The organism is Kitasatospora sp. NPDC101157 (genome assembly GCF_044768255.1).
Lineage (GTDB): Bacteria > Actinomycetota > Actinomycetes > Streptomycetales > Streptomycetaceae > Kitasatospora.
The window spans coordinates 215,721-232,539 of record NZ_JBIWPL010000011.1; the positions used below are offsets into that span (position 1 = coordinate 215,721).

1 protein-coding gene is annotated in these 16,819 nt (G+C 77.6%); it reads right to left on the bottom strand.

Features of this window, described 5'->3' with window-relative positions; genetic code table 11:
• Window positions 1–2: 2 nt before the first annotated feature.
• Window positions 3–16,553 carry a type I polyketide synthase gene (locus ACIRVF_RS22935; protein ID WP_402820704.1) on the bottom strand — a complete coding sequence of 5,517 codons (16,551 nt, stop codon included), beginning with the start codon at window positions 16,551–16,553 and terminating at the stop codon, window positions 3–5.
• Between the last annotated feature and the right edge of the window lie 266 nt (window positions 16,554–16,819).

The following is a 16,819-nucleotide window of genomic DNA, read 5'->3' on the forward strand; positions in this document are numbered from 1 at the left end:
GGTCAGGCGAGTCCGAGTTCGCGGTCGATCAGGTCGAACATCTCGTCGTCGGTGCTGCCGTCGAGTCCGGCGTCCGGTTCGGGGGCGCCGTCGGCCGGCTCGGTCGCGCCGTCGTCGAGCCGCCACTGGAGGCTCTTGAGGCGGGTGAGCAGCCGGGCGCGGGACGCCGGGTCCAGGGCGGCGCTGTCGAGCGCGCCGGTGAGCGCGGTCTCCAGGACGTCCAGTTCGGCGAAGACGGGCCGGGCCGGGGCCGCGGCGTCCGTCGGCGCGCCCAGGAGTTCGCGCAGCCGGCCGGCCAGGGCGACCGGTGACGGGTGGTCGAAGACGGTGGTGGTGGGCAGGCGCAGTCCGAGCTCGGCGTTCAGCCGGTTGCGCAGTTCGACGGCGGCCAGCGAGGACATGCCGTGGTCCAGGAAGCCGCGTTCCGGTTCGAGCGCGGCGGGCTCCGGGTGACCGAGCACGGCCGCCAGGTGGCCGATCACCAGGCTCTGGAGCAGCTGCTCCTGCTGGGCGGCGCCGAGGCCGGCCAGCCGGTCCCGGACTCCCCGCTCGCCGCCGGTGGCGGTGCCGGCGGCCGTGGGCCGCGCGGTGGCGCGCCGGGGCAGCAGGTCGGCGAAGAGCGGCGGAGCGCCGGCCGTGGCCAGGGCGTGCCGGTCGAGCCGTACGGGGGCGAGGTGCGGGCGGTCCACGGTGCTCGCGGCGTCGAGCAGGGCGAGGCCCTGGGCGGCCGGGAGCGGCAGCATGCCGGAGCGGGCGAAGCGGGCGATGTCCACGGCGTCCAGCGTGGACGTCATCGCACTCGATTCTCCCCAGTATCCCCAGCCGAGCGAGACGGCCGGGCGGCTCTGGGCCCGGCGCCGGTGCGCCAGCGCGTCGAGGAAGGCGTTGGCGGCCGCGTAGTTGGCCTGGGCCGGTCCACCGGCGGTGGCGGCGAAGGAGGAGAAGAGGACGAAGGCGGAGAGGTCCAGGTGCGCGGTGGCGCGGTGCAGGTGCCAGGCGGCGTCGGCCTTGGGGCGCAGCACCTCGGTGAGCTGCTCGTCCGTCAGGTTGGCGAGGAGCCCGTCGTGCAGGACGCCGGCGGCGTGCACGACCCCGGTGAGCGGGTGCTCGGCCGGGACGGTGGCGAGCAGGGCGTCCAGGGCGGCCCGGTCGGCGGTGTCGCAGGCGGCGACGGTGACGGTGGCACCGAGGGCGGTGAGCTCCTCACGCAGGGCCTCCGCGCCGGGGGCGGCGGGGCCGCGCCGGCCGGTGAGCAGCAGGTGGCGCACGCCGTGTGCGGTGATCAGGTGGCGGGCGACCAGTGCGCCGAGGGTACCGGTGCCGCCGGTGATCAGGACGGTGCCGGCGGGGTTCCAGGACCAGGCCGGACGGTCCGGGGACGTCTGCCCGGGCCCCGGTACCGGCAGCGGGCGCAGCCGGGGGGCCGTCACCCGGCCGTGCCGGACGGCGAGCCGGGGCTCGTCGGGCACGGCGAGGGCGGCGGACAGGGCCACCGTGGACGCCGGGTCGTCGTCGAGGTCGAGCAGCAGGAACCGGCCGGGCTCCTCGGACTGCGCGGAGCGGACCAGTCCGTGCACGGCGGCCTGGGCGAGGGAGGTCACGTCCTCTCCGGGGACGGCGGCTTCGGCGCCCCGGGTGAGCAGGGCGAGCCGGGAGCCGGCCAGGCGCGGTTCGGCGAGCCAGGCGCGGGCGAGGCGGTGGGCGGCCCGGACGGCCTGGTGGGTGGCGGTGACGGGGTCGTCGCCGTCGGCGGTGGTGAGACGGTGGACGACGGTGTGGGGGGCCGGCTCGCCGGCGTCCAGGGCGGCGGTGAGCTCGGCCAGGTCGGCGTAGCGGGGGGCACCGGGTGCGGCGGCCGGACCGGGATCCGTGGCCGACGGGTCCGTGGCTGCCGGGTCCGTGGCTGCCGGGTCCGCACCCAGGAGGGCGACGGTCCCGCGCGGTTCGCCGGGGGTCACCGGGCACCACTCGACCGCGTACAGCGGCTCGGGCTCGGGCCCGAGCAGGTCGGCGGTGATCGGGCGGGCGGTGACGGCCTCGACGGTGAGCACGGGGGCACCGTCCGGGTCGACGGCGCTGAGCGCGTGGCCGCCGTCGGGGCCCGGGGTGAGCCGGACCCGGAGCCGGGTGGCGCCGGTGGCGTGCAGGGTGACCCCGCGCCAGTCGGCGGGCTGGGCTGCGGTGCCGGCGTCCGCGCCGGCCCCGGTGACGGCCAGCAGGCCCTGGAGCAGCGCGGGGTGGAGCCGGAAGCCGGCCGCCTCGGCGCGGTGCTCCTCGGCCAGGGCGACCTCGGCGTACCGCTCCTCGCCTCGCCGGGCGAGCGAGCGGACGGTGCGGAAGCGCTCGCCGTACCCGTCCGGTCCGGCGGGGGTGTCGGTGGGGGTGTCGGTGTGGGTCCCGGTGCCGGTGTCCGGCGGCAGGGCGTCCTGGGACGCCGGCCGGGCGGCGGACGGTGCCCCGGCCGGGGCGAGGGTGCCGGAGGCGTGGCGGGTCCACGGGGCGGGCCCGGGCGTGTCGCTGCGGCGGGCGTGGACGGTGAGGGGCCGCCGGCCGTCCTCGCCGGCCGGGCCGACGGTGAGCTGGAGGTCGAGGGTGCCGTGCTCGGGCAGGACCAGCGGGCTGTGCTCGGTGAGTTCGGCGACGGCCGGGCAGCCGGCCTCGTCACCGGCCCGGACGGCCCAGTCGAGCAGGGCGGTGCCGGGAACGACGGCGGTGCCGCGCACCCGGTGGTCGGCGGCCCAGGGGTGGGTGGCGGTGCCGATCCGGCCGGTGAGCAGGATCGTGTCGTCGCCCGCGAGGTGGACGGCGCGGTCCAGTCCGGACGGGTCGGCCGGGCCGGTGGCGGCGGTGTCCCGGGCGAGCCAGTAGCGGCGACGCTGGAAGGCGTAGGTCGGCAGGTCCACCGGGCGTCCGCCGGCCACGGCGGGGGCCCAGTCGATCCGCACCCCGCTGACGTGCGCCTCGGCGAGCGAGGTCAGCAGCCGCGCGGGGCCGCCGTCCTCGCGCCGGACGGTGCCCAGCACCACGGCCCGGGCCCCGGCGTCGGCGGCGGTGTCCTCGACGGCCATGGCCAGCACCGGGTGCGGGCTGCATTCGAGGAAGGCGTCGTGGCCCTGGGCGAGCAGGGCGCGGACGGACTCCTCCAGCCGGACGGTGCGGCGCAGGTTCCGGTACCAGTACCGGGCGTCCAGCGGGGTGTCGCCGAGCCAGTCGGCGGTGACGGTGGAGAAGAACGGGATCCGGGCCTCCCGGGTGGTGATCCCGTGGAGTTCGGTGAGCAGGGTCCGCTCGATGCGCTCGACCTGGGCGGAGTGCGAGGCGTAGTCGACGGGGATCCGCTTGGCCCGGACGCCGTCGTCCTCGCAGCCGGCCAGCAGCCGGTCGAGGGCCTCGGGCTCGCCGGAGACCACCACCCCGGCGGGGCCGTTGGCGGTGGCGACCGAGATCCGGCCGTCGTAGGGTTCGATCCGGGCCAGGACCTCGGCGTGGGTCTGCGGGACGGACACCATGCCGCCGTGGCCGGACAGTTCGCGGGCGATGGCCAGGCTGCGCAGGGCGACCACCTTGGCCCCGTCCTCCAGGGAGAGCGCGCCGGCCACGCAGGCGGCGGCGATCTCTCCCTGGGAGTGGCCGAGCACGGCGGCGGGGGTCACCCCGTGGGCCTGCCAGCAGGCGGCGAGCGCGATCATGGTGGCCCAGAGCGCGGGCTGGGCGACGTCGACCCGGTCCAGGGCCGGGGCGTCCGGCGCACCGCGCAGGACGGCGCTCAGCGACCAGTCCGTCCAGGGCGCCAGGGCCTGTTCGCAGGCGGCGATGGCCTCGGCGAACTCCGGTGAGCTGTCGAGGAGTTCGGCGCCCATGCCGGCCCACTGGGAGCCCTGGCCGGGGAACAGCAGGACGACCCGGCGGTCCCGCCCGGCGGCGTGCCGGCCGGTGACCACGCCGGGGGCGGGGGTGCCGTCGGCGAGGGCGGTCAGTCCGGCGCGCAGCTCCGCGGGGCCGGTGCCGATGACGGCGGCCCGGTGCTCCAGGAGGGCGCGTCGGGTGGCGAGCGAGTGGGCGAGGTCGAGCGGCGCCGGGGCGGCGGTGTCGAGGTGGCCGAGCAGGGCGCGGGCCTGGCAGCGCAGTGCCTGGGCGCTGCGGGCGGAGAGCAGCCATGGCAGGGCGCCGGATCCGGGGGCGCCGGGTTCCGGGACGCCGGCCGGCACGGCACCGGGCTCGACGGCGCCGGCCGGCACGGCACCGGGCTCGACGGCACCGGGCTGGACGCCCCCGGATTCGGGTGCCGCTTCGAGGAGCACATGGGCGTTGGTGCCGCTGAGACCGAAGGAGGAGACGCCGGCCCGGCGGGGCCGTCCGGTCTCCGGCCAGGCACGGGCCTCGGTGAGCAGTTCCACGGCCCCTTGGGACCAGTCCACGTGGCTGGTCGGGGTGTCGATGTGCAGCGACTTCGGCAGTTCGCCGTGCCGCAGGGCGAGCACCGTCCGGATCACCCCGGCGACCCCGGCGGCGGCCTGGGTGTGGCCCAGGTTGGACTTCACCGAGCCCAGCAGCAGCGGCAGTTCACGCTCCTGCCCGTAGACGGCGAGCAACGCCTGGGCCTCGATCGGGTCGCCCAGCCGGGTCCCGGTGCCGTGCGCCTCGACCGCGTCCACCTCGGCGGGCGACAGCCCGGCGTCGGCCAGGGCCGCCCGGATCACCCGCTGCTGGGACGGGCCGTTGGGGGCGCTGAGTCCGTTGCTGGCGCCGTCCTGGTTGACCGCGCTGCCGCGCACCACCGCCAGCACCGGGTGCCCGTTGCGCCGGGCGTCCGAGAGCCGCTCGACCAGCAGCACGCCGACGCCCTCGGAGAAGCCGGTGCCGTCGGCCGCCTCGGCGAAGGGCTTGCAGCGTCCGTCCGCGGCCAGGCCGCGCTGCCGGGCGAAGTCGACCGGGATCATCGGCGTGGACATCACGGTGACGCCGCCGGCCAGGGCCAGCGAGCACTCGCCGCCGCGCAGCGCGCGCACGGCCAGGTGCAGCGCCACCAGGGAGGAGGAGCAGGCGGTGTCCACCGTCACCGCCGGGCCCTCCAGCCCGAGCGCGTAGGCGACCCGGCCGGAGGCGACGCTGACGGCGTTGCCGGTGTTGACGTACGGGGCGGCCTCCTCGGGGATGCGGGTGACCCGGTCGAGGTAGTCGCTGGAGGACAGGCCGGCGAACACCCCGGTGCGGCTGCCGCGCAGGGTGCCGGGGTCGATGCCGGCACGTTCGACCGCCTCCCACGCGGTCTCCAGCAGCAGCCGCTGCTGCGGGTCCATGGCCAGCGCCTCGTTGGGGCTGATGCCGAAGAAGTCGGCGTCGAACCAGGCGGCGGCGTCGAGGAAGCCGCCCTGGCGGGTGCGGGAGGAGTCCGGGTGGTCGGGGATGCCGTCGTAGAGCCGTTCGAGGTCCCAGCCGCGGTCCGTGGGGAAGCCGGTGACGGCGTCGGTGCCGCCGGCCAGCAGGGCCCACAGCTCCTCGGGGGAGGTGACGGCGCCGGGGAAGCGGCAGGCCATGCCGACGATCGCGACCGGTTCGTCGGCGGCGCCCGGCGCGGTGCCGGCCGCGGGGCCGGCGGTCCGGCCGCCGAGGCCCTCGGCCAGGTGTCCGGCGAGCGCGCCGGGGGTGGGGTGGTCGAAGACCAGGGTGGCGGGCAGCCGCAGGCCGGTGGCGGTGTTGAGCCGGTTGCGCAGTTCGACGGCGGTCAGCGAGTCCAGGCCGAGGTCGCGGAACGGCCGGGTGGCGTGGACCTGTTCGGCCGACCCGTGGCCGAGGACGGCCGCCGTGCAGCCGCTCACCAGGTCGAGCAGCGCCGCGTGGCGCTCGGCCGGGCCGAGGGCCGCCAGGCGGGCGGGCAGCCCGTCTGCGGCCGGCCCGGACTGCGCCGTGCGGCGTGTCCGGGTGCGGACCAGGTCGCGCAGCAGCGGCGGGAGTTCGGCCGGGCCGCGGCCGCGCAGGGCGGCGGTGTGCAGCCGGACGGGGACCAGCAGGGCGCGCCGGGCGGCGAGGGCGGCGTCGAACAGGGCGAGGCCGTCGGCGGTGTCGAGGGTGAGCGCGCCGGACTGTTCGGCGCGGGCGCGGTCGGTCGCGCCGAGGTGGGCGGTCATGGTGCTGGCCTGGGCCCACAGGCCCCAGGCCAGGGAGGTGGCGGGCAGGCCCGAGACCCGGCGGTGCTGGGCGAGGGCGTCGAGCCAGCTGTTGGCGGCGGCGTAGCCGGCCTGGCCGGGCGAGCCGAACACACCGGCGGCGGAGGAGAACAGGACGAAGTCGGCGAGGTCGAGGCCGCGGGTGAGGTCGTGCAGGTGGTGGGCGGCGTCGGCCTTGGGCCGCAGCACGGCGGCGAGCCGTTCGGGGGTGAGGGCGTCGACCACGCCGTCGTCGAGGATGCCGGCGGCGTGCACGACGGCGGTCAGCGGGTGCCGGGCGGGCACCCCGGCCAGCAGGGCGGCCACGGCGGCGCGGTCGGCGGTGTCGCAGGCGGCGACCGTGACCTCGGCGCCCGAGGCGGCCAGCTCCTCGCTCAACTCCCGTGCTCCGGGGGCCTGGAGGCCGCGGCGACCGGCCAGCAGCAGGTGCCGCACGCCGTGTTCGGTGACCAGGTGGCGGGCGAGTTCGCCGCCGAGGGTGCCGGTGCCCCCGGTGATCAGGACGGTGCCCTCCCGGTCCCAGGGGCGCGGCACGGTGAGCACGATCTTGCCGGTGTGCCGGGCCTGGGCCATGTGCCGGAAGGCCTCCCGGGCGCGGGTGACGTCCCAGCAGGTGAGCGGGAGGGGTCGCAGCGCGCCCTGTTCGAACAGCTCCACCAGATCGGCGAGCATCTGCCCGATCCGCTCCGGGCCGGCCTCCTGGAGGTCGAAGGCCCGGTAGCGGGCGCCGCCGTGGGCCGCGGCGACCTCCTCGGCGTCGCGGACGTCCGTCTTGCCCATCTCGATCAGCCGGCCGCCGGGGGCGAGCAGCCGCAGCGAGGCGTCGACGTACTCCCCCGCGAGGGAGTTGAGCACCACGTCCACGCCCGCGCCGCCGGTGGCGGTACGGAAGCGGTCCTCGAAGTCGAGGGTGCGCGAGGAGGCGACGGCGGTGCCGGGCAGGCCGTCGGCGCGCAGCAGGTGCTGCTTGGCCTCGCTCGCGGTGCCGTACACCTCGGCCCCCCAGAGCCGGGCGAGCTGGACGGCGGCCATGCCGACGCCGCCGGTGGCGGCGTGGACGAGCAGGCGTTCGCCGGCCCGGAGCCCGGCCAGGTCGCGCAGCGCGTAGTAGGCGGTGAGGAAGACCACGGGGACGGAGGCGGCCTGGGCGAAGGTCCAGTCCTGCGGGATCCGGGTGAGCAGGCGGTGGTCGGTGACGGCGAGCGGGCCGAAGCCGCCCGGGACCATGCCCATCACCCGGTCGCCGACGGCGAGTCCGGTGACGCCCGGTCCGGTCTCCCGGACGATGCCGGCGGCCTCGGAACCGAGGTGCCGCGCCCCGCCGGGGTACATGTCGAGGGCGTTGAGGACGTCGCGGAAGTTGAGGCCGGCGGCCCGGACCTCGATCCGCACCTGGCCGTCGGCGAGCGGTTCGGCGGCGTCCGGGCAGGGCAGCAGTTCGAGGTTGTCGACCGTGCCCTTGGTGCGGACGTCCAGGCGCCACGGACCGTCGGGGACGGGCAGCGGCGCGGCGGTGTGGGCGTGGGCCAGCCGGGGGGCGTGGACGGTGCCGTGGCGCAGGGCCAGCCGGGGTTCGCCGGCGGCCAGGGCTGCGGCGAGGGCGGCGGGCAGGGTGCGCCAGGAGGCGGGGTCGTCGTCCAGGTCGGCGAGCACGATCCGGCCGGGGTGCTCGTTCTGGGCGGAGCCGACCAGTCCGTGCACCGCCGCGGCGGGCAGGTCGTGGACGTCCTCGGCGGGGTCGGTGGCGACGGCCCGGCGGGTGACGACGAGCAGGGTGGCGTCGCCGCCGGCCCCGTTCCCGTCCGCGTCCACGCCCGCGCCTGCGCCCGCGCCCGTGTCCGCGGCGAGGTGATCCCGCAGCGCGGCGAGGACGCCTTCGAGCGCGGCCAGCGGGTGCGGTCCGGTGGCCTGGTGGAGGACGACGCCGCCCCCGGGGCCGAAGCTGATCCCCGCCTCGGCGAGCGCGTCCGCGTGGGCGGGCGGTTCGCCGAGCACGGTCCAGCGGGCGGCGGCCGGAGCGGCCTGCGGGGCGGGCAGGGCCTGCCAGTCCAGGTGGTGGAGCGCCTCGCGGGCCACCCGGGCGGCCGGGTCGAGGGCGGCTCCGGTGAGCGGGCGCACGGCCAGGGCGTCCACGGTGGCCACCGGCCGTCCGGCCGGGTCGGTCATCCGGACGTGGACCGCGTCGGGTCCGGCCGGGGTGAGCGTGACGCGCAGCGCGGTTGCCCCGGCGGCGTGCAGGGTGACGCCGGTCCAGGCGAACGGCAGTCCGGGGCGGCCGCGCAGCGGGCCGAGCCCGGCCGGGTGGAGGGCCGCGTCCAGCAGGGCCGGGTGCAGTCCGTAGCGGGGGGCGTCGGGACGGGCCGGCTCGGGCAGCTCCGCCTCGGCGTGGACGGTGTCGCCGAGCAGCCAGGCCGCGCGCACGCCCCGGAACACCGGGCCGTAGCCGTACCCGTCGGCGCGCAGGCCCGGGTACCAGCCGTCCAGGTCGACCGGCTCGGCCCCGGCCGGCGGCCAGGCGGCGGTCTCCGGTGCGGGCTCGGCGCCGGCCGGGCCGACCCTGCCCTCGGCGTGCCGGGTCCAGGCGTCCGGTGTGTCCGCCTCCGCGGGCCGGGTGTGCACCGCGACCGGGCGCAGGCCCGAGCCGTCGGGGGCGCCCAGCTCGATCTGCACCTGGAGGGCGCCGCGTTCGGGCAGCAGGACGGGCGCGTGCAGGGTCAGTTCCTCGATCCGGCCGCAGCCCAGCTCGTCCCCGGCCCGGACGACCGCCTCGACCAGCGCCGCGCCGGGAACGACCAGGGTGCCGGCGACGGCGTGGTCGGCGAGCCAGGGGTGGGTGTGCAGCGACCAGCGGGCGGTGGCCAGCAGGCCGCCGTCCCGGGCGAGTTCGACGGCGGCGCCGAGCAGCGGGTGCTCCGGCGCGGCGAGGCCGGCCGTGGTCACGTCGCCGCCGGCGGCACCGGGGCGCGGCCAGTAGCGCTGCCGCTGGAAGGGGTAGGTCGGAAGCTCGACGGGCCGGGGATCGGTACCGGCGAAGCAGCGCTGCCAGTCCACCCGGGCACCGTGCACCCGGGCGTCGGCCAGGGCGAGCAGGAAGCGGCCGAGCCCGCCCTCGTCGCGGCGCAGGGTGCCGAGGGCGGCGGCGGGCAGGCCGGCGTCCTCGATCGTCTCCTGGAGGCCGGTGGTGACCACCGGGTGCGGGCTGACCTCGACGAACAGCTGGTGTCCGGCCGCCAGCAGGGTGCGGGTGGCCTGTTCGAACTCGACGGTCCGGCGCAGGTTGCGGTACCAGTAGGCGGCGTCGAGCCCGGCGGTGTCGATGACCGCGCCGGTGACGGTGGAGCAGAACGGGATGTCGGCGCTGCGCGGGGTGATCGGCGCCAGCAGGTCCAGCAGCTCGTGTTCGATCCGCTCGACCTGGGCGGAGTGCGAGGCGTAGTCGACCGGGATGCGGCGGGCCCGGACGCCGGACCGCTCGCAGTCGGCGAGCAGTTCGTCCAGGGCGCCGGGTTCGCCGGAGACCACCACCGAGCCGGGGCCGTTGACGGCGGCGACCGAGATCAGCTCGCCCCAGCGGCCGAGCCGTTCCCGGACGGCGGTGACCGGCTCGGCCACCGACACCATGCCGCCGAGACCGGCCAGCTGCCGCAGCGCCCGGCTGCGCAGTGCGACCACCCGGGCGGCGTCGTCGAGCGAGAGCGCGCCGGCCACGCAGGCCGCGGCGATCTCGCCCTGGGAGTGGCCGAGCACGGCCGCCGGCCGGACGCCGTACGAGCGCCACAACTCGGCCAGCGACACCATGACGGCGAACAGCACCGGCTGGACCACGTCGACCCGGTCGAGGCCGGGCGCCCCGGCGTCACCTCGCAGCACCGCTCTGGCCGACCAGCCGGTGTGGGGCGCGAGCGCGGCCTCGCACTCGGCGAAGCGCCGGGCGAACTCCGGCGCGGTGTGCAGCAGTTCGAGGGCCATTCCGGCCCACTGGGAGCCCTGGCCGGGGAACACCAGGACCGGGTCCCCGTCGCCCGCGCTCCGGCCCTCCAGCACGGTGGGGACGGCGCGGCCCTCGGCCAGCGCGTCCAGACCGCCCAGGAGACCGTCCAGGTCCGGCGCCACCACGGCGGCCCGGTGCTCCAGGGCCGCCCGGGTGGTGACCAGGGCGTGGGCGACGTCGTCGGGAGCGGGCCCGGCGGCGCGCACCCGGGCGGCCAGGCGGCGGGCCTGCTCGCGCACCGCCCCGGGGGTGCGGGCGGACAGCAGCCAGGGCAACGGGCGGGCGGGGGCGGCGGGTTCGGGCTGCGGCGCGGACCCGCCCTCCGGCGCGGGCTGCGGTGCGGGCTCCGGTGCGGGCTCGGCAGCCGGCGCGGCCTCCAGGATCACGTGGGCGTTGGTGCCGCTGACCCCGAAGGAGGACACCCCGGCCCGGCGCGGCCGTCCGGTCTCGGGCCACGGCCGGGCCTCCGCGAGCAGTTCCACGGCGCCGGGGGTCCAGTCCACCTGCGGGGTCGGCGTGTCGATGTGCAGCGACTTCGGCAGTTCGCCGTGCCGCAGGGCGAGCACCGTCCGGATCACCCCGGCGACCCCGGCGGCGGCCTGGGTGTGGCCCAGGTTGGACTTCACCGAGCCCAGCAGCAGCGGCAGTTCACGCTCCTGCCCGTAGACGGCGAGCAACGCCTGGGCCTCGATCGGGTCGCCCAGCCGGGTCCCGGTGCCGTGCGCCTCGACCGCGTCCACCTCGGCGGGCGACAGCCCGGCGTCGGCCAGGGCCGCCCGGATCACCCGCTGCTGGGACGGACCGTTCGGCGCCGTCAGGCCGTTGGAGGCGCCGTCCTGGTTGACCGCGCTGCCCCGCACCACCGCCAGCACCGGGTGCCCGTTGCGCCGGGCGTCCGAGAGCCGCTCGACCAGCAGCACCCCGGCCCCCTCGGACCAGCCGGTGCCGTCCGCGGCAGCGGCGAAGGGCTTGCAGCGGCCGTCCGGGGCCAGCCCGCGCTGCCGGGAGAACTCGATGAACACCTGCGGCGTGGCCATCACCGTCACGCCGCCGGCCAGGGCGAGCGAACACTCGCCGCGGCGCAGCGCCTGGGCGGCCAGGTGCAGGGCCACCAGCGAGGAGGAGCAGGCCGTGTCGACGGTGACGGCCGGACCCTCCAGTCCGAGCGTGTAGGCGATCCGGCCGGACAGGACGCTCGCGGCGTTACCGGTCATCACGTGCCCGGCCACGCCCTCCCGGGCCGCGTCCAGCACCACCTGGTAGTCCTGGAAGTTGGAGCCGACGAACACGCCGGTCCGCGAACCGCGCAGCGCCCCGGCGTCGATGCCGCCCCGTTCGACGGCCTCCCAGGCGGTCTCCAGCATCAGCCTCTGCTGCGGGTCCATGGCCAGCGCCTCGCGCGGGGAGATCCCGAAGAAGGCCGCGTCGAAGTCGGCCACGCCGGCGACGAAGGCGCCCTCGGCGACGTAGCTGGTGCCCTCGTGGTCCGGATCCGGGTGGTGCAGCCGCTCGGTGTCCCACCCGCGGTCGGCCGGGAAGGGGCCCACCGCGTCCCGCCCCTCGGCGAGCAGCTCCCACAGGTCCTCCGGCGTGTCCACCCCGCCGGGGAAGCGGCAGGCCATCGCGACGATCGCGATCGGCTCGTCGTCGGCGGCGGTCACCGTGACGGCGGCCGCCGGTCCCGCCTCGGTGCCGTCCAGTTCGGTGCGCAGGTGAGCGGCCAGGGCCGACGGCGTCGGATGGTCGAACAGCAGGGTCGCGGGCAGCGCCAGACCGGTGGCGGCGGCGAGGCGGTTGCGCAGTTCGACGGCGGTCAGCGAGTCGAAGCCGAGGTCCCGGAAGGCCCGGGCGGCGTCCACCGTCGCGGGGCCGGTGTGTCCCAGCACGGCCGCGGCCTCGGTGCGCACCAGCTCCAGCAGCACGCGTTGCCGCTCCGCGGCGTCCCGGCCGGACAGCCGCCCGGCCAGCGGGGAGCGCTCCTCCGCGCCGACGGCCGGGGCGCCGGCCCGCCGGGCCTCCGGCAGCCCTGCGATCAGCGCGCTCGGCCGGGCAGCGGTGAGGGCCGGGGCGAGCACGCTCCAGTCCACGTCGGCCACGGTCAGACCGGAGGCGCCGGCGCCGAGCGCGCGGCCCAGCGCCGACACGGCCCGCGCCGGGTCCATCGGGGTGAGGCCGCTGCGCCGCATCCGCCCGGTCAGGGCCGGGTGGTCCCCCGCCATGCCGCCCCCGGCCCACGGGCCCCAGGCCACGCAGGTGACGGGCCGGCCGGCCGCCCGGCGGTGCTCGGCCAGGGCGTCCAGGTAGGCGTTGGCCGCGGCGTAGTTGGCCTGGCCGGGGTTGCCGAGGACCCCGGTGATCGAGGAGAACAGCACGAACAGGGCGAGGTCCTGCCCGGCCGTCAGCTCGTGGAGGTGCCGGGCCGGGACGGCCTTGGCCCGCAGCACGGAGGTGAACCGCTCGGCCGTCAGTCCGTCCAGCACCCCGTCGTCGAGCACCCCCGCCGCGTGCACGACGCCGGTCAGCGGCAGCTCGGCCGGAACGGCGGCCAGCACGGCCGCCAGCGCCTCGCGGTCGGCCGCGTCGCAGGCGACGACGGTCACCCGGGTGCCGAGCGCGGCCAGCTCCTCGCCCAGCTCCCCTGCCCCCGGGGCCTGCGGGCCCCGTCGCCCGAGCAGCAGCAGGTGTTCCGCGCCGGCCCCGGCCAGCCACCGGGCGACGTGGGCGCCGAGCGCGCCCGTCCCGCCGGTGATCAGGATCGTGCCGGCGGGCGGGGCCCAGCCCGTCCCGTCGGGCGCTCCCGGGGCGACGGGGGCGGGCGGTACGGGAGCGGCGGCGCGGGTCAGCCGACGGGCGCGGGCACCGGAGGAGCGCAGGGCGACCTGGTCCTCGACGGGCTGCTGTCCGGCGGCACGGGGCCCAGTGGCGCCGTGCGCGGCGGCGTGCCGTTCGGCGGCCTGGGCCAGCACACCCACCAGCTGGGCCGCCGTCCGGGAGCCGGCCGTCGCGGGCAGGTCGATCAGGCCGCCCCAGCGCCGGGGGTGCTCCAGCGCGGCGACCCGGCCGAGGCCCCAGAGCTGGGCCTGCTCGGGCGCGGCCACCCGGTCCGAGGCGTCGGCGGCGACGGCGCCCCGGGTGAGGCACCAGAGCCGCGCCGGGCCGCCGGCGGCCTCCAGGGCCCGCAGCAGGTCGACGGTCGCGGGCAGGTACCCGGGGACGTCGGGGTGCTCCGGGTCCGGTCGGCCGTCGGCCGCGAGGAAGGACAGCACACCGGCGACCGGTTCGTCCGCTCCCGCGGCCAGCCGTGCGGCCAGGGCCCGGGCCCCCGGCACCCGTTCGATCCGCAGGCCCCGGGCGGCCAGGGCGGCCAGGACGGCGGCGGGCCAGTCCCCGGCCTCCGTACTGCTCTCGGACTCCGTGCCCTCCGTGCCCTCCGTGCTCTCCGGCAGGACCGCGAGCCAGCGGCCGGTGGGCACGGCGTCGGTGAGACCGGGTAGCGGCACCCAGGTGGTCCGGTAGGTCCAGGAGTCGAGCGTGCTCAGCAGCCGCCGCTGCCCGCGCCAGGAGGACAGCACCGGCAGGAGGCGGTCGAGCGAGGCCTCGGTGTCCTCCTCCGCGATCCCCAGCACCGCCGACGCCTCCCGCAGGTCGCCCGCCTCGACGGCGGCCCAGAAGGAGTCCTCGACCGGGTCGGCCGTGGTCGGGCCGGCTTCCCGCTGGTGGAGTCCGGGCAGCCAGTAGCGCTGCCGCTGGAAGGCGTAGGTGGGCAGCTCGGTGCGGCGGCCGCCGGTGCCGGCGAGCACCGCCGCCCAGTCCGGCCCGGCACCGCGCACGTGCAGCCGGGCGAGGGCCGCCAGCAGGGCGGCCTCCTCGGGGCGGTCCTTGCGCAGCAGGGCCACCGGCGCCGCGTCGCCGGGCAGCGATTCGGCCGCCATGGCGCTGAGGACTCCGTCGGGGCCGAGTTCGAGGAGCCGGGTGACGCCCTGGCCGTGGAGGGTACGGAGGCCGTCGGCGAAGCGGACGGCCTCCCGGACGTGGCGCACCCAGTAGTCCGCGTCGGTCGTGCCGGTGACCAGCTCACCCGTCAGGTTGGAGACCAGCGGGATCGACGGCGCGTGGTACGTCAGCCCGCCGAGCACGGTACGGAACTCGTCCAGCATCGGGTCCATCAGCGGGGAGTGGAACGCGTGCGACACCCGCAGCCGACTGGTCCTCCGGTCGGCGAAGCGCGCCTCGACCGCCGCGACGGCAGCCTCCGCGCCCGAAACGACCACCGAGGACGGGCCGTTGACGGCGGCTATCGACACCTCGGCGTTCAGCAGCGGCCGGACCTCCTCCTCCGTCGCCTCGATCGCCAGCATCGCGCCACCCTCCGGAAGCGCCCGCATCAACCGGCCACGGGCGGCGACCAGCGCACACGCGTCCGCGAGTGACAACACCCCCGCCACATGCGCCGCGGCCACCTCACCGATCGAATGACCAGCCACGAACTCCGGCCGCACGCCCAACGACTCGACCAGCCGGAACAGCGCCACCTCCACCGCGAACAACCCCGCCTGAGCGAAATCCGTCCGGTTCAGCAGCTCCGCATCCGCACCCCACACCACCTCCCGCACCGGCAGGTCCAGCTCCGCACACACCGCATCGAACGCCTGCGCGAACACCGGGAACCGGGCATACAACTCCCGCCCCATCCCCAACCGCTGCGACCCCTGACCCGAGAACAGGAACGCCGTCGCCCCCTTGTCCACCGTCCCCAGGACGACATGGGCTTCGCTCTCCCCGCCCGCCAGGGCGTCCAGGGCGCGCAGCCGCTCCTGCGGGCCGGGGCCGAGGACGACGGCCCGGTGCTCCAGCCCCGCCCTGGCGGTCGCGAGCGAGTGGGCGACGTCCGCCGGCGCGAGCGGACCGTGGGTCCTGAGGTGCGCGGCCAGCCGTCCGGCCTGGGCGCGCAGCGCGGCGTCACCACGGGCCGACAGCACCCAGGGCAGGACGGCCCCGGGCAGCTCCTCCGCCGCCGGCTCGGCCTCCACCGGCTCCGGGACGGCCTCCAGCACCACGTGCGCGTTGGTGCCGCTGACCCCGAAGGAGGACACCCCGGCCCGGCGCGGCCGTCCGGTCTCCGGCCACTCACGGGCCTCGGCGAGCAGTTCGGCGGACCCGGCGGTCCAGTCGACGTGCGGGGTCGGCTCGTCGAGGTGGAGGGTGCGCGGGAGCAGGCCGTGCCGCATGGCCAGCACCGTCTTGATCACCCCGGCCACGCCGGAGGCGGCCTGGGTGTGCCCGGTGTTGGATTTCAACGCGCCGATCAGCAGGGGCCGTTCACGGTTCTGTCCGTAGGTGGCCAGCAGTGCCGCGGCCTCGATCGGGTCGCCCAGCCGGGTCCCGGTGCCGTGCGCCTCGACCACGTCGACCTCGCGGGCCGGCACCCCGGCGTCGGCCAGGGCCGCCCGGATCACCCGCTGCTGGGACGGACCGTTCGGCGCGGTCAGACCGTTGGAGGCGCCGTCCTGGTTGACGGCGCTGCCGCGCACCACCGCCAGCACCGGGTGCCCGTTGCGCCGGGCGTCCGAGAGCCGCTCGACCAGCAGGACGGCCGCGCCCTCACCCCAGGCGGTGCCGTCCGCCGCGGCCGCGAAGGGCTTGCACCGTCCGTCGGCGGCCAGGCCGCCCTGGCGGGAGAACTCGGTGAACATCTGCGGGGTGGACATCACCGTCACCCCGCCGGCCAGGGCGAGGGTGCACTCCCCGCGTCGCAGCGACTGCACGGCCAGGTGCAGGGCGACCAGCGAGGACGAGCAGGCCGTGTCGACGGTGACGGCCGGGCCCTCCAGTCCGAGGACGTAGGAGATCCGGCCGGAGGCGATGCTGACGGTGTTGCCGGTGAGCAGGTGCCCCGAGGCGTCACCGTCGATCCGCCCGTGGGCGGTGGAGGCGCTGTCGTAGCCGCCGTGGCCGGCCCCGACGAACACCCCGGTCCGGGTACCGTGCAGCGAGCCCGGGTCGATGCCGGCCCGCTCGACCGCCTCCCAGGCGGTCTCCAGCATCAGCCGCTGCTGCGGGTCCATGGCCAGCGCCTCGCGCGGCGAGATGCCGAAGAAGGCCGCGTCGAAGTCCCCGGCGTCGTGCAGGAATCCGCTCTGCCGGGAGGTGAGGGAGCCCTCGGGGAGGTCCCAGCCGCGGTCCGCCGGGAAGTCGGACACCGCGTCGACGCCGTCCCGGACCAGTTCCCACAGCTCCTCGGGCGAGGTGACCCCGCCCGGCAGCCGGCAGGCCATCCCGACGACCGCGATCGGTTCCCGCTGCTGCTCGGTCACCTCGTGCAGCTGCTCGCGGGTCTCCTGGAGATCGGCGATCGCCCGCTTCAGGTAGTCGCGGAGCTTGTCTTCGTTCGACATCGGGACGTCAGCCTCTCCGGGGGTCGCCAGGAACACCGTGCCGGGGAGGGCCCTGCCGCGCGCCCGGTCCGGCGCCGACCGCCGACACCTGACGTCAGGTCCGACCCGTGGCCCGCCCAGTCTCGCCACGCTCGGCCCCGGTTTTCCCTAGGGTCCTGAACGGGCGCGGACGCGGGGGGGGGGGGGGGCCCCCCCCCGCGCCCGGGCCCCCCCCCCCCCCCCCCCCCCGCCCCCCCCCCCCCCCCCCCCCCCCCCCCCCCCCCCCG

Excerpts from the sequence above, each read along its gene's own strand:
- ACIRVF_RS22935 (WP_402820704.1), bottom strand. The coding sequence starts at position 16,553 with ATGTCGAACGAAGACAAGCTCCGCGACTACCTGAAGCGGGCGATCGCC.